The organism is Microbacterium phosphatis (assembly GCF_049177115.1).
GTDB lineage: Bacteria > Actinomycetota > Actinomycetes > Actinomycetales > Microbacteriaceae > Microbacterium > Microbacterium phosphatis.
The window spans coordinates 821355-839320 of sequence record NZ_CP185370.1 but is presented as its reverse complement, the minus strand read 5'-3'; the positions used below and the strand labels follow the sequence as shown (position 1 = coordinate 839320).

Sequence of the window (17966 nt, the reverse complement as noted above, 5' to 3'; positions counted from 1 at the left end):
TCTGCGAGCCGGACTGCGACCCCGCAGCGGGATCCGCCCCCGCGGCAGCACCCATCGCAACACCCACGGCGCGACCCCGCAGCGGGATCCGCCCCCACGGCAGCACCCCGGGCCAGCGCCCCGAGGCGGGATCAGACCGCGCGCAGCACCGACCCCACTCCCGCCGCGAAGACGGCGTGGTCGCGGGCCGGGACGACGCGGGCACGGCCGGCGGCGCCCATGGCTGCCGCGCGGGCGGGATCGGACCAGAGAGTGAGGATCGCGGCGCGCAGCGCCACGGGGTCGCCCGGGGGCACCCAGAGGCCCTCGACGCCGTGGGTGAAGGCATCGCGCTGACCGGCGACGGCCGAGACGATGACGGGGCGTCCCATGGCCCACGCCTCGTTCATGCAGGTGATGCCGTTGTCGCTGTCGGTGGGGTGCAGGGGAACGACGACGAAGCGGGAGCGGTCATAGAGACGGCGCAGCTCGGATGCGGTGAGGGTGCCGAAGGTCACGTTCGGCGGCGCGCTCTGCTCGTCGCGGCGGTCGTCGTCGGAGGCGTTCCACCAGTCGGGGCGGGCGGTGTCGAGGACGCCGGCGATGTGGCAGGGGATGCTGGTGCCCTCGAGGGCGCGCACAAGCGTCCGGTAGTCGCGCATCTCGCCGCCCGCGGCGCTGATGAGCGGCCCGCCCGACGAGGTGGGCCGCCAGAAGCCGCTGTCGAGGGTCCAGGGCAGGTCGACGAGCTTCTCGGGCGGCACTCCCAGCTCGCGGACGGCGAACTCGCGCTGCACCGCAGGCGGCAGGATGATGCGCTCGATCCGCGGGTGGGCGATCCGGAGCAGGCGCGCCTTCTTCGCCTCCGAGACGCGGGTGAGGAGCGCGACCACGCGGATCCGGCGGCGGGTGAGGCGCAGCAGGGTGCCGAGGGCGAGGGCGACGTCGGCGACGCTCCAGCAGAGCACGGCGTCGTATGAGCGGCCCACCCGGTGGGCCTCCAGCACCTGCACGGCGCGCATCGGCAGGCGCGCGTAGAGCCGGCGCAGCCGGCGCGGCGGATCGGTGAGCAGGCGCTGGTCGACGGGCACCAGCTCGGCGTCGACCTCGCTGATCCAGGCGCGCGGTTCGCCGGGGCGTCCGGCGAGCTCGTCGAGGTACGGGGGCGAGAAGCGCGTGTTCGCCAGCACCAGCACGCGCATCATGCCGTCGCCTTCGCGGGGACGAGCGCCGCGTCGGCGTTCCCGACGGTGCGGATGGCGCCCGAGAGGCCGATGAGAAGGAAGAACATCCCGGCCGAGATCGGGAAGCTGAGCCCGTCGAAGAAGGCGAACAGGATCGCGGTGGTCGCGATCGAGGCGGCCACTCCCCGTCCGAGGGCGGCGACGTCGGTGTACGGCGAGCGGCGCACGGTCGAGACGGCGCCCCACATCGCGGTGAGCACCATCGCCGCGAACGCCAGTGCGCCCAGCACGCCCAGTTCGAGCAGGATCAGCACCCACTGGTTGTCGAAGATGTAGTACCGCGGCAGGAAGGTGCCGAATCCGAGCCCGATCGCGGGGCTCGAGGCGATGAAGTCGGGCACCCGGGCGAGGGCGTTGGTGCGCGAGAGGGTGCTGGAGTCGGAGTCGACCGTGGCGAAGAGGCCGACCACCGTGCCGAACAGGCCCGGCACGGCGATCACGGCCACCACCGCCGCGGCGAGGCCGCCGAGCGCGAGCACCGCACGGGAGGCGCGCGGCAGGGCCGGGAGCGAGGCGGCGAGCGCGACAGCGAGGCCGATCATGCCCGAGCGCGACACCGACAGCAGCGCGGAGAAGACGATGAGGCCGGCGGGGATCCAGGTCCACGGCAGGCGCCCGCGGCCGGATTCGGCGCGGATGACGCCCTGGGTGATCGCGAGGGGCAGCACCGCGCAGATGGCCGCCGAGTACTCCAGGGGATGCGTGGCGGTGCCGGTGGGGCGGGTGAAGCCGCCGCGGGCGAGGACGCCGGCGTCCTCGCTGTCGAAGCCGGGGATGAGGGTGAAGAAGTCGAGCAGGGTGCTGCCGGTGACGAACTGCGCGAGGCCGAGGACCGAGACGGCGGCGCCGGCCACCACGATCCGGCTGACCAGGCGCTCGACGTCGCAGAGGGTGCGCAGCCCGTCCAGCGTGACGAGCACCACTCCGCCCCACGAGAGCAGGCGCAGCAGCGACGTCATCGCGGTCGTCACCTGGTCGGCCGGCTGGCCGCGGAACAGCGCGGCGGCGAAGCTGACGAGCGCGATGACGAACAGCGCCGTGCAGGCCCAGCGCACCGGCTGCGAGGTCGGCATCACGTCGACCGCCCGCGCCTGCAACCGGGCGACCACCCACCACAGCAGCAGGAGCAGGCCCCACAGCAGCGAGGGGCGTCCGAGGGATCCGAGACCGCTGACGACGAGGTTCGAGGGGATCCCGAACAGCAGCACGAGGTAGACGGTCACCATCGTCAGGGCGGTGCCGGTGCGGGCCGGGCGGGTCCTGCCGCGCGCGGCCCGGACCGGCGGCGGGGCGGGGCGCGCCGCCACGAGCGCGTCGCTCATCTGCGGCGAGCGCGCACGCCGACGGGCGCGGCGTCCGGTTCGGGGAGGTCGGCGTCGTCGTCCTCGTCGTCGTCCGGGGCGGGATCCGGCTCGGTGGCGGGGGCGTCGACGACGTCCTCGTCCTCCTCGTCGGGCAGGGCGCTCGGCAGCAGCACGAGATTCGCGGGGGCCTCGGCAGGCTCGCGCAGCGGCCCCGGCGTCTCCTCGTCGGGCACGGTGTCGCGCCGGCGCGATCCGCTCTTCCCCCGCGCGCGCCGCTCGGCGCGGGCCCGACGGCGGGCGGCACGCCGGCCGCGTCCGCGCAGGAGCCCGTCGGTGGCGGCGGTCAGCAGGATCGCGAGCAGCGCGACGACCGCGCCACCGCCGCCCGCCATCATCATCCGATCCTTGGTGCCGAGCACGCTCTCGGTGTCGACGGCGATCGGAGAGATGAGGATGCGGGAGCGATCCGGCACGCGCTGGGTGGTCTGGATCTGGTCGAGCACCTTGCCGGTCTCGGCGATCATCGTGTCGATGAGCGCCGCGGCCGCCTCGTCGCTGGGCGCCGTGACGTCCACGAGCAGCATGGGGCCGGACGACATGGGGTCCCGTCGCACGGTGATCTCGGCGCCCTCGTACCTCTCGGCGGCGGCGGCCACCGCGGGGGCGCCCTGCACGGCGCTGACGAGAACGTCGGCGGCGGTGTTGAGGCCACCGAGGTAGAGGAACGGGTTGGGTGCGAGCGTCTCGACCTCACCCGCCGTCCCTCCCTCCACCTTGATCTCGATCTCCGGCAGCGTCGCCTCGGCCGGCAGGAGCAGCTGCGAGGCCGACCGCTGGTACGTCGGGGGCGTGTGCATCCACAGGTAGGCCGCGGCTCCGACGGCCAGCAGCAGCCCTGGGATCAGGACGTACCAGCGGCGCATCAGACCACGCAGGGTCTCGGCGATGTTCATGCGTTCTCCTTCCGGGCGCGCACGGCGCGGTCGAGGCCGACGGCCAGGGCTCCCGCAGTGAGCAGGCCCGCGGCGCCCAGGGCGGCGAACGCCGCGATCTGGGCCGTGCGGGACGGGGTGATGTGGTCGATGCGCAGGCTCAGCGGATCGACGCGGGGTACGAGGTCGGTGAGGTTGCCCGGCTGCTGCAGCACGTAGGGGCTGTGCTCGATGCGGGCGAGGGCCTCGCGCTGGCGGTCCTCGACCCACGCGCGCGATTCGCCGACGATCTGGATCTCGATCGCCGCGACGCCGTAGCTCGGGGTCCACTGGTTTCCGTAGTCGACGAGGCCGACGAGCATCCCGTGCCGCAGGCCCGCCCCGTAGTACGGGGCGTCGGCGGCGGCGTAGCGGACGGCGTCGCGCCCCGGGACGACCTCGGCGGCGATGGCGCCGGCGAACGCGATGACGTCGTCATCTCGCGCGGATCCGTCCAGGCTCAGGGTCGACTCGTACTCGGACAGGAAGGTGACCAGCGTGCGCGTCGAGTACACGCCCTCGGCGGTGGTCAGCAGGTGCGCACCCAGCGCCCCCGTGCCGCCCAGCACGAGCAGGATCACGTACCAGCGACGGAGCAGGATCCGCAGCATCACGGGGACGGTCATCGCGCGCCCACCCGGATGCCGCGGACCTCGTCCTCGATGAGCCGCACGATGTCGCCCTGGGCCTGCGTCCACCCGCCGCGGGCCGTGACGGCGATGGCGGCGGCGTGCGCGTCGCGGTCGGGGCGGTCGACCGCCGCGGCGAGCGCGTCGGCGATCCCGGCAGGGGTGGGGCGCGCCCAGGCGGCGGCCGCGCCCGGGAGGTCCAGGCGCGCCAGCCGGGTGTCGCCCACTACCGGGACGACGCCGGCGGCGATCATCTCCTCGGCGACGAGCGAGATGTTGGTGAACGACATCGCCACCCCCGCCGCGCAGCGGTTGTAGAGGGCGTTCAGCTCGACCGGCGAGAGCCGGCCGTGAGACACCGCCGGGAAGGGCAGCTCGCGCAGCGCCGTCCGCGACAGGGCGTCGCCGTAGAGGTGGATGGGCGTCTCCGGGCGTTCGGCGTGGAAGCGGGCCAGCGCGAGCCGGGCGAGATCCCAGCCGCGGCGCGCGACACCGGGCCGCACGTAGGCGACGACGCCGTCGCGCCGCGCATCGGGCAGCGGCCGGTAGGTCTCGGTGTCGCACCCGAAGGACGTGACGTCCGGGTCGATCCCGATCTCGTCGCGCAGGGCCTGGGCGACGGCCTCGCCGAGTGCGATGATGCGGAATCCGAAGCGGTAGGTGTCCTCGGCGAGCGCGTACGCGGCGCCGCGCGGGTGGAACCAGGGCTCGAAGTCCTGCACGAAGTAGAGCCGGCGCATGGGCGCGGTCCCCCGGGCGGCCAGCACGTGCGCCGTCTCCCAGGACGACGCGACGGCCGCGTCGATGCCGCTGATGCCGTCGGCGGCCGAGCGCACCTCGGCCCGCACCCGCGGCCACCAGGCGCGCAGCGTCTGCTCGCGCGCAGCGAGGTCTCCGTCGTGGCGGTCGGCGAGGAAGAGCACGCAGCGGTGACCAGCCGCCTCGGCGGCCTCGACCATGCGGAACAGGGTGGTGTGGCCGCCCGACCCGGGGCCGGGCGGTGTCGTCACCCAGCCGATCGTGAGCGGCTCGCCGGGGGCGGGGCGGATGTCCGGCACCGGCAGGTGCAGCTCGGCCGAGTCGGCCACGTCGGCGTCGTCGATCGGCAGCTCCGCGTCGTCGCCGAGCGCGCGGGTCGCGCGGCGGAGCACCCGGCGCGCGACGGCGCCCGGCCCCTGCCGCCGCAGCACACGCAGCGCCGCGGCGAGCGGGTTCACACCGCCTCCCGGAAGGCGAACCGCGGCAGCGGCAGCACGCGCGGAGCGGGAGCGGCCGACACGATGCGCAGCGGCTCGTAGACTCCCGTGCGGCTCCAGCGCTCCCAGCGGGCGTCGATGCGGCGGCGGCGCGCGAGGCGGCCGGGCAGGCCGGCGAGACGCGCGAGCGAGCGCGGCCAGGTGGCGGCGCGGTGGTGGGCGGCCTCGAACGCGCGGCCCTCGGGCGCGTCGAGCACGGCGGGGTGCAGCTCGAGGGCGAGCCGGCGGAGGTCGGCGGCGGTCGCCGTGGCGTCGCCGCGGTCGAGGTCGCGGCGCGCGTATCCGAGCGCGGCCAGCGCGACGCCCCGCCGGGCGGCACGTCGCAGGTGCTCGGCCCCGCGGGCGCCGCCGGTGTCGCACAGCGTCTCGAAGGCGTCCCGCACCTCCCGCAGGAACACGTGGGGCTCCTGCGCCGCGATCGACAGGCTCGCGTCGTGCTCGCGGTGCCAGGCCTGATCGCAGCCCTCCAGATACGCGACGTCGGCGTGCGCGGCGATGCGCAGCCACAGCTCCATGTCGTGGGTGTGCGCGAGCTCGCGCTGACCGCCGATCCGATCGAGCACGCTGCGGCGCATCACCACCTCCGGCGAGGTGATGACGTTGTCCCCGGCGGCGCATCGGGCGGCGAGCCAGTCATCGCCGCGCCACACCGTCCACGCGGTGACCTGAGTGCGGGCGGGGCCGCGCCCGTGGTGGAAGTGCAGGGGGTGCCCGTAGACGAGGCCCACCTCTGGCAGGTTCTGCATCACGGCCACCGCGCGCAGCAGCGCCGTGGGCGTGAGCAGGTCGTCGGCGTCCAGGCGCACGAGGAACTCCCCGCGTGCGGCGGCGAGCCCGCGGTTGAAGGTGGCTACGGGCCCGCGGTTGACCGCGTTGGCCAGCACGCGCACCCGTTCGTCGCGCGAGGAGAGCCGCCGCGCGAGCGCGAGGCTGTCGTCGGTCGACGCGTCGTCGACGATGATGACCTCGACGTCCACCCCCGCCTGCGTCAGGGCGCTGTGGACGGCCTGCTCGAGGAACCGCGCATAGTTGAAGCACGGGATCACCACCGTCACGGTGGCCTCCTCGGTCGGGGGCAGCGGCGCGCGACGCACCGCTTCGAGCATCGGGTCCGGATCCTGCCGCACTGCGCGCATCCTGCTCTCCTGATTCGTCGGGGGCTGCACAGGAGGAGCGCGCCGCCGGGAGGCTGATACGTCCGCGCGCGGCGATCTCGGCGCGGTGCCCGGGGCGCGCCGGCAGCCGCCCCCGCCGTCAGCTCAGCGCGACGCCGCGAGGGCGGGGGCCGCAGGCGATCGCAGCGCGCGGATCCGCGCACGCAGCCACGGGCCGAGAACCAGCAGGTGGCAGACTCCGGCGCCCACTCCCCCGACGATCAGCTGCAGGAGCGGATCGTGCAGGGCCAGCACCGCGATCGTCGCGACCGCCACGGCCGGGATCGACCCGACGATCGGCAGCCACAGCGCCCGCGCGAGCTCTCGGAGCGAGACGCCCGCCGCCCGCAGCACAACGAGGTAGGCCGGGAGGATGATCACGGCCGACACCGCCACGTGCATCCAGGCGGCCCCGACGATGCCGCCGATCGGGGCGACGGCGATCATCGCCCCCGTGAGAACCACCAGCGACAGCAGCTGCACCCACAGCACGGGGCGCGAGCGCCCGTGAGCGTACAGGAACCCGGCGAACGCGTCGAACACGACCCGCAGGCCGCCGTACACGCCGAGGGCGGCCAGCACGGGCGCCGCGGGCATCCACTTCTCGCCGTAGACGACCTGGATCAGCGGTGCCGCCAGCACGGCGAGCAGCGCGCCGACGGGGAGGGCCGCGGCGCAGACGAGAGCGATGATCGCGGCGAACGCCCGACCGGATCCGTCGCGGGAGAAGTAGGGCATCCCGACGGAGCGGACCACCTGGGACAGGGCGCTCATGGGCCAGCCGGAGACGTTGAAGGCGAGCACGTAGAAGCCCAGCCCGAGCGCCCCGACCGTGCGGGCGATCACGACGTTGTCGACGTTGAGCAGCATCCAGGACAGCAGGTTCGCTCCCGCGATCGGAAGGCCGAAGGCCAGGACGGGGCCGACGTGCGCCCGGTCGATGCCGAACCGGGGGCGCATCCGCGCGAGGGCGAACAGCATGGCGCTGCCCGCCGCCTGCGCCGCCACGCGCCCGATGGCCAGCCCCATGACACCCGCCCCGGCGAGGACGAGCACCACGGTGACGGCCGTGGAGACGACGAAGTCGACGACCGCGACGAGGAAGAGCTCGCGCTGCTGGAAGCGACGCTGCAGCATCCCGTACGGCACGACAGAGGCCCCCGCCAGCAGCAGAGTGATCGAGAGCACGGCGATGACGGGGGCCGCATCGGCGCTGCCGAGCGCGGCGGCCAGCGGCGCGCTCGTCGCCGCGGTGCCGGCCGCGAGCAGCCCGCCCGAGACCAGCCCGAGCGTGGCGATGGTCGGCGCGATCCGCTCCGGGTTCTCGGCGCGGATCAGGTCGGCCGACAGACCGAGGTCGGCGAGCGTCATCAGCACGCCCTGCACGGTGAGGGCGATGGCGAAGACGCCGAACTGCTCGGGCGCGAGGATCCGGGCCAGCACGATCCCGACGACGACACCGCCCAGCCGCAGCAGCAGGCTGCTCACCGCGCTCCAGGCCGCGCCCCGCGCGGCGCGCGCGCCCAGACCCGCCGACGGCACGGTGTCGACCATCACAGACCGAGTTCGTCGTAGATCCAGCTTCGGCCGCGCCACCGCAGGGACTCCACCGGCGCGGTCGTTATGCTCCGCGCGCGGCCCCCGAGGCGATCGGCCAGCCCTGCCCAGTGCCAGGCGGCGCTGCGTGTCACCCGGGGCTCGATGGCCCGCGCCAGGCCCAGCAGCTCGCGACGCGCGAGGTGGGTCTCGGCCCCGCTCGGCAGGGCCGCCGCGCTGAGCGCCGTCTCGCGCGCCACCGATCGACGGGCCCTGGACGCGTTCTGCGGGCCCCGCGGCAGCCGCGCGCCGTCGAGCTGGAAGAACAGATCGAACGCCTCGTGCACGCTGCGCGCGTCGTCCAGCAGCCCGCCGTACACCGCCTTGTGCATGTTGGCGGCATGGTGCCGGTAGTAGGCCTGGGTGGGTCCGTTGACCCGCGCGACCCTGCCCCGGGCTGCGGCCTGCAGCCACATGAGCATGTCGGCCGACCGCGGCAGCGCCGCCGAGTACCCGCCGATGCTCTCGAAGACCGAGCGGCGCATCACCACCTCGGGGTTGGTGGGGATGTTCCGGCCGCGGCGCGCCATCAGCTCGATCCAGTCCTCGCCCTCCCAGATCGTCGACCACGCGCGCGCCTCGCGGGGAGCCGGGACCCGGTCTTCGAAGTACTCCACGCGCCCGTACACCAGGGCGATCCGCGGATCCGATTCGAGCAGCGCGACCGACCTGCCGAGGCTCCCGGGGGCGAGGGCGTCGTCGGCCGAGAGCAGCACCACGTAGTCGCCGGTGGCTCGCCCGAGCCCGTCGTTGTAGGTGCGGATGTGGCGCTGGTTGACCGCGTGCTCGATGAGGGTGATGCGGGGGTCGGAGGCCGCGATCGTCCGGGCGGCGTCGATGCTGCCGTCGGTGGAGGCGTCGTCGACGATGATCACCTCGACGGGCACGTCCTGTTCGAGCACCGAGCGCACCGCGGTGGGCAGGTACGCGCCGTAGTTGTAGTGCGGGATCACCACGGTGACGACGGGCGCCGTCTCGAGGCGTCGCGCTGGCCGGAAGCGCATCATGCCACCGCGGAGCGGAGCGCCTCGGCGACCGCGACCTGCTGGGCCGCCGTCAGGTGCGGCCCCATCGGCAGCGACAGGATCCGCTCGGCGGCGGCCTCGGCGACGGGGAACTCGCCCCGGCGGTGCCCGAGGGGCGCGTAGGCGCCCGTGAACGGCAGCGGCGTCGGGTAGTGCACCCCCACGCCGATGCCGGCCCGCCCGAGCGCGGCGGCCACGCGGTCGCGCTCGGCGACGCGCACCACGTACAGGTGCCAGACGTCGAGGTTGCCGGGCCGGGTGGCGGGCAGGCGCAGGCCCTCGGCGTCGCCCAGCAGCTCGGCGTACGTGGACGCGGCGGCCCGGCGCATGGTGTTCCACGCGTCCAGGCGCCGCAGCTTGGCGCGCAGCACCACCGCCTGCACCGCGTCGAGGCGCGCGTTGACGCCGATGCGGTCGTGCACGTAGCGGGTGGTGCTGCCGTGGGCCTGCAGCGAGCGCACGGTCTCGGCGAGCGCGGCGTCCGAGGTGGTCACCGCGCCGGCGTCGCCGGCGGCCCCGAGGTTCTTGCCCGGGTAGAAGCTTGTCGCGGCGATGTCGCCGACGGCGCCCGCGTGTCCGGCGGGGCCGGTGGCCCCCTGTGCCTGGGCGGCGTCCTCGACGAGCGCGAGGCCGTGGCGCTCGGCGATCGGCGCCAGGTGCTCGAGCGGCGCCATCTGGCCGAACAGGTGCACGGGCACGATCGCGCGGGTGCGGGGCGTGATGGCCGCCTCGACGGCGTCCGGATCCATCAGCAGGTGCGTGTCGTCGACGTCGACGAACACCGGCACCGCGCCGATCCGGCTCGCGGCGGCGGCGGTGGCGATGAAGCTGTTGGCGGGGACGATGACCTCGTCGCCCTGTCCCACACCGACCGCCCGGTAGGCGAGCTCGAGCGCATCGGTGCCGTTCGAGACGCCGATGGCCTGCAGGCCGGGTGCGGCCGCGCCGCCGATGTAGGCGGCGTACTCGCGCTCGAACACGGCGACCGGGGCGCCCCCGACGAACGCGGCATCGAGCAGGAGCTCGCGCCACTGGGGCAGCACCTCGTCGGCGATCTCCGCCGACTGCGCCGGGAGGTCGAGGAAGGGCACGTCGACGACGGCGGGAGCGGGGGCGAGAGTCATGCGAAGACCTCCTGGATCGAGGTGGACAGGATCGGATCGGGGCGCGTCGGCAGGGTGCGGACGACGGAGGCGAGCGGGCGGGCGGGAACGCCCACCCAGGTCTGGCCGGCGGGCACGTCGCGCAGCACGGCCGCGCCCATGCCGACCGTGGCATCGGCGCCGATGACGAGCCCCGGGTGCACCGAGGCGTTCATGCCGAGGTAGGCGGCCTCGCCGACGCGGACGCCGCCGCCGAGGCTCACCCCGGCCGCGAGGGTCGCGAAGTCGGCGAGCTCGTCGTCGTGGGTGATCGTGCAGCCGGGCATGACCACGACGTGCCGCCCGAGGCGCGCGTCGGCGGTGACGACGGCGCCGTCGAGCAGGATCGATCCGGCGCCCACCGTGCTCGTGGTCCCGACGCTCGCGCCGCCCGCGACGAAGGTCGCGAAGCGCTCGGGGCCGATGCCCGCGGCGGCGAGGCGCCGTGCCACGTCGCGGCGCCCGCGACCGGGGCCGATGCAGATCAGCAGCCGGTCGGCCGGCCGCCGCCCCGCCTCATCGAGCCCGCCGAGCACCGGCGCCCCGCCGCACATCGTTCCGCGCAGCGCCCGATCGTCGTCGAGCACCCCGGCGACGTCGGCGATCCCGGCGGCGAGCACCTCGCGGGCCAGTCCGCTCGCGCCGATCAGCAGGATGCTCATGATGCGGCCCCGTCGCGCACGACCGCGATGACGCGATCCTGCTCGGCCACCGTCATCGCGTGGAACAGCGGCAGGATCAGCATGCGATCAGCGAGCCGCTCGGTGACCGCGAGAGAGGCGGTCCCGGTGTCGCGCCCGGCGTAGGCGGGCTGGCGGTGCGAGGCCATGATGCCGCGGCGGGCCGAGACGCCGTGGGTCGCGAGCGCGGCGAGCAGGCCCTCGCGGTCGACGCGATGCGCGTCGCCCACCTCGATCCACAGCGACTGGAAGCTGCTGGTGCCGTGCGCGGGGTCGTCCACAACGCGGATGCCGGGGACCGCGCCGAGCGCGGCGCGGTACCGGGCCGCGAGCACCCGTCGCCGGGCGACGATGGCATCGAGGCGCGTCAGCTGGACGAGGCCCATCGCGGCCTGGAGGTCGGTCATGCGGAAGTTGAAGCCCACCTCCTCGTAGCGCTCCGGCGGCGAGATCAGCGTGGCGTGCCGCTCGGTGGCCGACACGCCCATGGCGTGCTCGCGCAGGCGTCGGGCGCGCTCGGCCCAGTCGGCCCGGCGGGTGGTGAGCATGCCGCCCTCGCCGGTGGTGAGGATCTTGCGCGGATGGAACGACCAGGCCACCAGATCCGCCCCGGCCCCCACCGGCGCCCCGTGATGCGTCGAGCCGATGCCGCAGGCGGCGTCCTCGATCACCACGATCCCGAGCGGATCGCACAGCGCGCGGATGGCGGTGAGATCCACGGGGATCCCTCCCTGGTCCACCGCGATCACCGCCCGGGTGGCCGGGGTGAGCGCCGCCGCGACGGTCTCGGCGGTGACGTTGCCCGTGGCCTCCTCGACGTCCGCGAACACGGTGCGCGCCCCGACGTACGAGGGGGCGTTGGCGGTCGCGATGAACGACAGCGACGGCACCACGACGTCGTCGCCCGCGCCGATGCCGGCCACGACCAGCGCCAGGTGCAGCGCGGTCGTGCAGCTCGACGTGGCGATCGCGTGGGGGGCCTGCACCTCGGCGGCGAAGGCCTCCTCGAACGCGGCGACCCGGGGCCCCTGCGCGACCCAGCCCGAGGCGATGACGGCCGACACGGCCGCCGCCTCCTCCGCGCCGAGCCAGGGGCGCATCACGTCGATGCGCCCCGGCGCCGCCACCGCCGCAGTCATGCCGGCACCCCGGCGGCCGTGCCGTCGACGGGCGCGACCCAGTTGCGGTCCTCGATGCGCTGCAGCATCTGCTCCGGCGTGCTGGGGCGGCTGCGGAACCAGCGCACGAGGTCCGCCACACCCGCATCGAACGGCATCGCCGGTGTGAACCCCGTGAGCCGGTGCATAAGATGCGCGTCCACGAGCAGCCGGCGCACGTCCCCCGGGCGGTCTTCGAGGTGCACGGCGTTGAGGTCCGGGCGGCCGGTGAGCCAGGCCACCGTGCGGGCGAGCAAGCGGATCTGCACCTCCTCGCCGGATCCGAAGTTCACGGTCTTGCCCACGGCGGCGTCGCTCTCGGCGAGCAGCGCCAGCCCGCGAGCGGTGTCGCTGACGTGCATGAAGTCGCGGGTCTGGTGGCCGTCGCCGTAGATCAGCGCGGGCAGGCCGCACAGGTTGCGGACGATGGTGCGGGGCAGGATCTCGCCGCTGTCGCCCTCGAAGTGGCTGCGGGGGCCGTAGGTGTTGAACGGGCGCACCACGATCACGGGCAGCCCGTGGGTGCGGAAGGCGGCCCGGGCGTAGGCCTCGCCGGCGAGCTTCGCGGCGCCGTACACGGTCTCCGGCCACGTGGGGTGGCGCTCGTCCATGGGCACGCGCTGGGCGGTGCCGAACACCTCGCTGGATGACACGTGGACGAAGCGGCCGATGCCCGCGGTGCGGGCCCGCTCGAGCAGGCGCAGCGTGGCGGTGGCGTTGACCTCGTGATTCGTGATCGGGTCGTGCAGGCTGTGCCTGACCCCGAGGCAGGCGAGGTGGAAGACGACGTCCATCCCGTCCACGGCCCGCAGGGCGGCCTCCGAGCGCACGTCGGCCTCGATGAGGCGCACCCGCGGGTCGCCCGCCCAGTGGGCGAGGTTGGCGCGGCTGCCGTTGACGAGCGAGTCGATCACGGTCACGTGCTCGACGTGGCGGCGGGTGACGAGTTCGTCGACGAGGTGGCTGCCGATGAATCCGGCCCCTCCGGTGACGACGACGCGGGCTCCGGCGAGCGAGGTCATGCGACACCCCCCGCCAGGACGCCGTCGCCGGCACGGAGTGCGAGCTCCCGCTCGACCGGAACGGGCGCGCCCCTGGACGCGAGGCTGCGCGAGGCGGCCTCCAGCACGGAGAGCACCCGCAGCCCCGAGTCTCCGTCCGTGCGCGCGGGGCGCCCGGATCGGATCGCCGCGGCGAACTCGGTCATGACGTTGGCGAGCGCCTCCTGATCGGGAAGCGCCGGCGACCAGGTGTCCCCCTGCCGGTACGAGACCCGGGCGGCGTGATCCGCCTCGAGAGCGACCTCGACGCCGCGGTCGAAGACGCTCAGGCGCTGGGCGGGGTTGAGGTCGTCCCAGACGAGGGTGCGGCGCGTGCCGCCGATCACCATGCGCCGGATCTTCGTGGGGCTGAGCCAGTTGACCTGCACGTGGGCGATCGCGCCGCCGGCCAGCGGAAGCGCCAGGTATCCGACGCAGGCGCGTCCGACCCCGAGCGGGTCGGCGCCGGCGGCCGAGACGGTCTCGGCGTCGAGCCCGCCCGGCAGGACGAAGTCGAGGATGGCCAGGTCGTGCGGTGCCAGATCCCAGAGCACGTCGACGTCGGGCTGCACGAGCCCGAGGTTGATGCGGCTCGAGTCGACGTAGAGGATCTCCCCCAGCGCGCCCTCGGCGATCAGGTCGCGGATGCGCAGGACCGCCGGGGTGTAGCAGTAGGTGTGATCGGTCATGAGCACGAGGCCGCGGTCGCGGGCGAGCTCGACCATCTCGATGCCCGAGGCCCGGTCGGCCGCGAGCGGCTTCTCGACCAGAACGTGCTTGCCCGCCTCCAGCGCCCGCGTCACGAGCGCGTGGTGGGTGCGGGCGGGCGTGGCGATCGCCACGGCGTCGATGAGCGGGTCGGCGAGGACCTCGTCGACGTCGGTCATCACCGGCGCCCCGCCGACCGATTCGGCGACGCGAGCGGCGCGATCCCGATCGAGGTCGCAGATCGCGGCGAGCTCCCAGTCGGCCGAGCCGCGCAGGTTGCGCGCGAGGTTCGGCCCCCAGTACCCGGCGCCGATCACCGCGGCAGCCATTCGTCCCGTAGTCAGTGTCATGCCGGGGAGGAGTGCCGGGTCCGGTGGTTGATACACCCCGGTCCGAGTCCGTCTCACCGGCTCAGCGGCCGACGGGCAGAGCGTTCTTGATGCGGTCGAGGCCGTCCTTGCCGACGGCGGCGAGCACCAGCTCCTTCGCCGCCCGGCGGACGGTCTCCCGGCTCTCGCGCAGCGGCCGGCGCACCCATGCGTCGGCCAGCACCCGCGCCGGGTCCACGGCGGGCGCATCGTCCAGCAGCCCGGGGAACAGGGCCGTGTACCGCGCCGGATCGGCGAGCCGCCCGCGCACGCGGTTGCTCACGTTGCGCCCGTGCACGACCTGGATCCATCCGGGGGCGCCGGGCACCGAGGCGACCGTCATCTGCCGGTGCAGGCGGTTGTGCCAGTCGCACCACGCGGTCACGGCTCCCTCCCACGGCTCGGCGACCGACACGAAGGCGTTGTCGCGGTCGCGGCGCAGGTACACCTCGTCGCCGCGGCGGATCAGGCCGTCGGCGAGGTACAGCGCACGGCGCCGACCCGCGACCGCCAGGCTCTGCAGGCGCTCGGCGAAGTCGCGCGCGATCGCGTCGTCGTTGTCGAGGTTCGTCGTGAGCAGGATCTCGCGGCGCGCGCCGGTGAGCCCGCGGGCGTCGGCCGTAATCTGCGCGGTGCTGACCGACTCGCGGAACACCGGGGTGAACACCCCGCGCGCCACCGCCGGCCCGATCCTCTCGAGGAGCCACCCGGGGCTCGCGGGATCGAGGTACACCAGCCATCGCACGGGCGCGGTCTGCGCCTCGACACTCGGCACGGTGTAACGCAGGAACAGCTCGATCCGTTCGCGCAGCCAGCCGTCCTGCGCGCGGATCACGCTCTCGCGCCCGATCGAGGGCAGGTTGAATCGCGTCAGGAGGACGTGGTCGACGGTCGCCATGTCCCGAAGGAGCCGGGAAGGCCTGCGCAGATACACCCCTTGCCGCGGGCGCGGCGGGACCGCCAGGATGATCGCACCGGGCATCTCGTCCTGGTCCCTCCCGACAGACAGGAATCTCCATGCCGTTCTCTCGAACCAACGATGTCTCGAAGACCGCCGCCATCTCGATCATCCCCGAGTGGGTGAAGGCGCTGTACGGGTTCTTCCGCGGCTGAGTCGCGTCGCACCGGGCCCCGTGACCGACGCCGGTCGCGGGGCCTTGTCGTGTCGGCCCTCAGAACCCGCTGCCGTAGCAGAGGAAGGGCGCGACCACGCCCGTCTCCTCGGCCGCCAGCGCCAGCGCGTCAGCGGGCGCGAGTCCCGCCGCGAGGCTGCCGTGGAGCGCGCCGAGCAACTCGGCCGCCGCGTCGTCGGCGACCGTCACCGGCGCGGCGATCACGCACACGGTGCCCGCGTGCAGCCAGGCGTGGGCCATGCCGATCGCCTCGGCCCCCCAGCGCACCGACGAGCGTCCCAGCTCGCAGGCCGAGAGGATCACGGTGTGCGGCGGCGCGTCGATCAGGTCGATGTCGTAGCCGAAGAGGTCGCCGTCGGCGAAGCGCAGACCCGAGAGCAGCGGCGCGTCGATCGAGTGGCGCCCGTGCGCGACCAGGTGCAGGACGTCCGCGCGCTCGGCGAGGTCGGTCACCGCCTCGACGGTTGCCCTCGCGCCCAGCAGCACCGTGGGGTGGCCGGCGGCACCGGCGCCTGCGGCGTTGAGCTCCCAGGCGAAGGCAGCCGCCTCCGCCTCGTCCTGCCCGCGGGAGATGCCCGGTCCCACCGCGAACCCGGCCGTGAAGCCGGGGCGGAAGCGCGGGCGCCCGGCCACCCAGCGCGAGGCGGAGCGCGCGAGCGACACCGAGCGTCCGCGCATCGCCGGCAGCATCGCCCACGGCATGCCGGCGAGGATGCCCGGCGCCGTCAGCAGCACGCGGCGCGGATCCCCGGCGACGGCGAGGGCGGGCTCGATCAGGGCGCGCGACAGCGCCGACAGACGCGCCTCGAGCGCTCCGCGCACCAGCTTCGCCATCGGCCCGGACCCGACGGCGGCCACCACGTCGAGGTCGGCGCGAAGCCCCGGCATCAGGTCCAGCACGGCGGACGCGTCGATGTCGACCAGGCGCGGCGGATCCTGCGCCGAGGTCACCACGCACACGAGGGCGCCGCGCGCGTACACGTAGCTCAGCATGGCCGTGTCCTGCTGGAGGGTGGCGCGCAGCGTCTCCATATCCACCCGCGGCACGGCGCCGCTGTCTCCCACGGTCGCCCACTGGCGTTCGCGGATCCGCTCCCGCAGCTCGCGCGCCCGGGTGTCCGATTCCCAGGATGCGCCGGTCTCCTCGCGCAGCAGACGCAGCCGGGCCAGATCCGCCGCATGCTCCGGGTCTCGCGGGGGCCTCACCGGAGCCACCTGGTGCGCGAAGTGCCGCGCCCGCTCGGACCACTCGAACACGACCTCCGGTCGGCGCGAGCGGATCGCGGCGCCGAGCCCCTCGAGCATCAGACCGTTGCCGTGCATCGCCACCGATGAGGCGACATCGAGCGAGCCGAAGGACTGCTGCCAGGCCGCCAGCGCATCGAGGCCCGCGGCCGCGTGCCGGCGGGTGTCGCCGTCGCGGCCGCGCGCCGCCGCCTGCACGGCGCGAGCCTGGTGGACGAGCAGGCGCACCGGCAGCGGGTCCGTGTCGCGCAGCCGGATGGGGGCCGGATCGATCTCGCCGCGCCGGGCGCGCGAGATCCGGTGCGTGAGGCGCAGCTGCTGGGCCTCCGACGGGAAGCCGACGCGCTCCAGCTCGACCGCCGCGCTCTCGACCTGCTCGGCGCTGGGCCGGCGCCGCCCGGCATCGCGCATCTCCAGCAGCGCCCGCTGGCGCAGCCCCTCGGCGCGGGCGGTCCACGCCCTGCTCCCGAGGCCCCGGAAGCGGCGCGCCGCCGATCCGGCGACCTCCGCGGCCCGAGCGAGATCGTGGGTCACAAGCGACCGCGCGAGGTGGAACTCCGCCTCCCCCCGCGACTGCGGCATGTGCGCGGCGCCGAAGGATCGAGCGACGTCCTCGAGGGCCCTCTCGGCGTCGCTGTACTGTCCCGCCTCGCGCAGCACCTCGGCCCTGTCCAGATCGCAGACCGCGGCGTTGACCGGCGACGACGCCGCCAGCGGCCGCGCCTGCGACATCAGCTCGAGCGCCGAGACGAGGTCTCCCGCGAGGAGCGCGACGTAGCCGGCGTTGTGGATGCTCAGTGCGCGGCTGTGCTCCTCCCCCGCGGCCGCGTACCGCTCCGCCGCCGCGTCCAGATCGGCCCTGGCGTCGGCCAGCCGCTGCAGGCGCATGTGCGCGACGCTGCGGTTGATGAACATGTTCCCGGATCGGTGCAGGTCGCGCTCGGCGCTGATCGCGAGCCCCAGCAGGGGAAGCGCTCCGTCGAAGTCCCCGCGTTCCACGGCGAGCACGCCGAGCTGGCCGTGCAGCACGGCCGCCGATTCGGCCGACAGCTCGGCGCCCGCCCCGAGCGCCTCCCGGCAGAGGCGCTCGGCCTCGTCAGGGTGCCCGGTGCGCGCGAGCACGTACGCCAGGGTGCCGGCGATGCGGGCCCTCTCCTCCGCCGAGGTGGCGCGGGCGGCGGCCTCGCGGAGCGCACGGCGGGCGGCGGTGAGACGGCCTCGATTGGTGAGCTCGACGCCGCGCGCGTGGAGGTGATCGGCGGTCAGGCGCATCGCGCCTCACCCTGTGGGTGATTCTTTCGGGTGCCTCTTCGCACGCGGCCCGCAGAGGCGCAG

Annotated in this window: 15 protein-coding genes; all 15 read right to left on the bottom strand. The window is 74.6% G+C overall.

The window, feature by feature from the left end; all coding sequences use genetic code 11:
- Positions 1–131: 131 nt before the first annotated feature.
- Positions 132–1184, bottom strand: a complete 1053-nt coding sequence (locus ACOKGD_RS03925; protein ID WP_342336656.1) for a glycosyltransferase — start codon at positions 1182–1184, stop codon at positions 132–134.
- Positions 1181–2545, bottom strand: a complete 1365-nt coding sequence (locus tag ACOKGD_RS03920) for an O-antigen ligase family protein (protein WP_342336658.1) — start codon at positions 2543–2545, stop codon at positions 1181–1183. Before ACOKGD_RS03920 ends, ACOKGD_RS03925 begins: the two co-directional genes overlap by 4 nt.
- Positions 2542–3480 (bottom strand): hypothetical protein, encoded by a 939-nt coding sequence (locus tag ACOKGD_RS03915; RefSeq protein WP_342336660.1) that lies wholly within the window; start codon positions 3478–3480, stop codon positions 2542–2544. The genes ACOKGD_RS03920 and ACOKGD_RS03915 overlap by 4 nt, the downstream gene beginning before the upstream one ends.
- Positions 3477–4124 carry a hypothetical protein gene (locus tag ACOKGD_RS03910; RefSeq protein WP_342336661.1) on the bottom strand — a complete coding sequence of 216 codons (648 nt, stop codon included), beginning with the start codon at positions 4122–4124 and terminating at the stop codon, positions 3477–3479. Before ACOKGD_RS03910 ends, ACOKGD_RS03915 begins: the two co-directional genes overlap by 4 nt.
- A complete protein-coding gene (locus tag ACOKGD_RS03905; RefSeq protein WP_342336662.1) occupies positions 4121–5344 on the bottom strand; it encodes a rhamnosyltransferase WsaF family glycosyltransferase in 1224 nt (407 codons plus the stop codon). The genes ACOKGD_RS03910 and ACOKGD_RS03905 overlap by 4 nt, the downstream gene beginning before the upstream one ends.
- The gene (locus ACOKGD_RS03900; RefSeq protein ID WP_342336664.1) at positions 5341–6519 is read right to left on the bottom strand and encodes a glycosyltransferase family 2 protein; all 1179 of its coding nucleotides are present in this window, start codon (positions 6517–6519) and stop codon (positions 5341–5343) included. The genes ACOKGD_RS03905 and ACOKGD_RS03900 overlap by 4 nt, the downstream gene beginning before the upstream one ends.
- A gap of 123 nt (positions 6520–6642) precedes the next feature.
- Positions 6643–8091 carry an oligosaccharide flippase family protein gene (locus tag ACOKGD_RS03895; protein WP_342336665.1) on the bottom strand — a complete coding sequence of 483 codons (1449 nt, stop codon included), beginning with the start codon at positions 8089–8091 and terminating at the stop codon, positions 6643–6645.
- Complete coding sequence (locus ACOKGD_RS03890; protein ID WP_342336667.1) at positions 8091–9140, bottom strand: glycosyltransferase; 1050 nt, start codon at positions 9138–9140, stop codon at positions 8091–8093. The genes ACOKGD_RS03895 and ACOKGD_RS03890 overlap by 1 nt, the downstream gene beginning before the upstream one ends.
- On the bottom strand, positions 9137–10282 hold the full coding sequence (locus tag ACOKGD_RS03885) for a DegT/DnrJ/EryC1/StrS family aminotransferase (protein ID WP_342336668.1): 1146 nt from the start codon (positions 10280–10282) through the stop codon (positions 9137–9139). The genes ACOKGD_RS03890 and ACOKGD_RS03885 overlap by 4 nt, the downstream gene beginning before the upstream one ends.
- Complete coding sequence (locus ACOKGD_RS03880; RefSeq protein WP_342336669.1) at positions 10279–10962, bottom strand: acetyltransferase; 684 nt, start codon at positions 10960–10962, stop codon at positions 10279–10281. The genes ACOKGD_RS03885 and ACOKGD_RS03880 overlap by 4 nt, the downstream gene beginning before the upstream one ends.
- Positions 10959–12119, bottom strand: a complete 1161-nt coding sequence (locus ACOKGD_RS03875; protein ID WP_342336671.1) for a DegT/DnrJ/EryC1/StrS family aminotransferase — start codon at positions 12117–12119, stop codon at positions 10959–10961. The genes ACOKGD_RS03880 and ACOKGD_RS03875 overlap by 4 nt, the downstream gene beginning before the upstream one ends.
- Positions 12116–13159 (bottom strand): dTDP-glucose 4,6-dehydratase, encoded by a 1044-nt coding sequence (locus ACOKGD_RS03870; protein ID WP_342336673.1) that lies wholly within the window; start codon positions 13157–13159, stop codon positions 12116–12118. The genes ACOKGD_RS03875 and ACOKGD_RS03870 overlap by 4 nt, the downstream gene beginning before the upstream one ends.
- A complete protein-coding gene (locus ACOKGD_RS03865; protein ID WP_342336674.1) occupies positions 13156–14214 on the bottom strand; it encodes a Gfo/Idh/MocA family protein in 1059 nt (352 codons plus the stop codon). The genes ACOKGD_RS03870 and ACOKGD_RS03865 overlap by 4 nt, the downstream gene beginning before the upstream one ends.
- Before the next feature lie 82 nt (positions 14215–14296).
- A complete protein-coding gene (locus ACOKGD_RS03860) occupies positions 14297–15151 on the bottom strand; it encodes a glycosyltransferase (RefSeq protein WP_342336675.1) in 855 nt (284 codons plus the stop codon).
- 274 nt (positions 15152–15425) lie between these two features.
- Positions 15426–17903 carry a CHAT domain-containing protein gene (locus ACOKGD_RS03855; protein WP_342336677.1) on the bottom strand — a complete coding sequence of 826 codons (2478 nt, stop codon included), beginning with the start codon at positions 17901–17903 and terminating at the stop codon, positions 15426–15428.
- Between the last annotated feature and the right edge of the window lie 63 nt (positions 17904–17966).

What these genes read in the sequence shown, in the direction of transcription:
- ACOKGD_RS03925 (WP_342336656.1), bottom strand. Translation starts at nt 1,184, where the DNA reads ATGATGCGCGTGCTGGTGCTGGCGAACACGCGCTTCTCGCCCCCGTAC.
- ACOKGD_RS03920 (WP_342336658.1), bottom strand. Translation starts at nt 2,545, where the DNA reads ATGAGCGACGCGCTCGTGGCGGCGCGCCCCGCCCCGCCGCCGGTCCGG.
- ACOKGD_RS03915 (WP_342336660.1), bottom strand. Translation starts at nt 3,480, where the DNA reads ATGAACATCGCCGAGACCCTGCGTGGTCTGATGCGCCGCTGGTACGTC.
- ACOKGD_RS03910 (WP_342336661.1), bottom strand. Translation starts at nt 4,124, where the DNA reads ATGACCGTCCCCGTGATGCTGCGGATCCTGCTCCGTCGCTGGTACGTG.
- ACOKGD_RS03900 (WP_342336664.1), bottom strand. Translation starts at nt 6,519, where the DNA reads ATGCGCGCAGTGCGGCAGGATCCGGACCCGATGCTCGAAGCGGTGCGT.
- ACOKGD_RS03895 (WP_342336665.1), bottom strand. Translation starts at nt 8,091, where the DNA reads ATGGTCGACACCGTGCCGTCGGCGGGTCTGGGCGCGCGCGCCGCGCGG.
- ACOKGD_RS03890 (WP_342336667.1), bottom strand. Translation starts at nt 9,140, where the DNA reads ATGATGCGCTTCCGGCCAGCGCGACGCCTCGAGACGGCGCCCGTCGTC.
- ACOKGD_RS03885 (WP_342336668.1), bottom strand. Translation starts at nt 10,282, where the DNA reads ATGACTCTCGCCCCCGCTCCCGCCGTCGTCGACGTGCCCTTCCTCGAC.
- ACOKGD_RS03880 (WP_342336669.1), bottom strand. Translation starts at nt 10,962, where the DNA reads ATGAGCATCCTGCTGATCGGCGCGAGCGGACTGGCCCGCGAGGTGCTC.
- ACOKGD_RS03875 (WP_342336671.1), bottom strand. Translation starts at nt 12,119, where the DNA reads ATGACTGCGGCGGTGGCGGCGCCGGGGCGCATCGACGTGATGCGCCCC.
- ACOKGD_RS03870 (WP_342336673.1), bottom strand. Translation starts at nt 13,159, where the DNA reads ATGACCTCGCTCGCCGGAGCCCGCGTCGTCGTCACCGGAGGGGCCGGA.
- ACOKGD_RS03865 (WP_342336674.1), bottom strand. Translation starts at nt 14,214, where the DNA reads ATGGCTGCCGCGGTGATCGGCGCCGGGTACTGGGGGCCGAACCTCGCG.
- ACOKGD_RS03860 (WP_342336675.1), bottom strand. Translation starts at nt 15,151, where the DNA reads ATGGCGACCGTCGACCACGTCCTCCTGACGCGATTCAACCTGCCCTCG.
- ACOKGD_RS03855 (WP_342336677.1), bottom strand. Translation starts at nt 17,903, where the DNA reads ATGCGCCTGACCGCCGATCACCTCCACGCGCGCGGCGTCGAGCTCACC.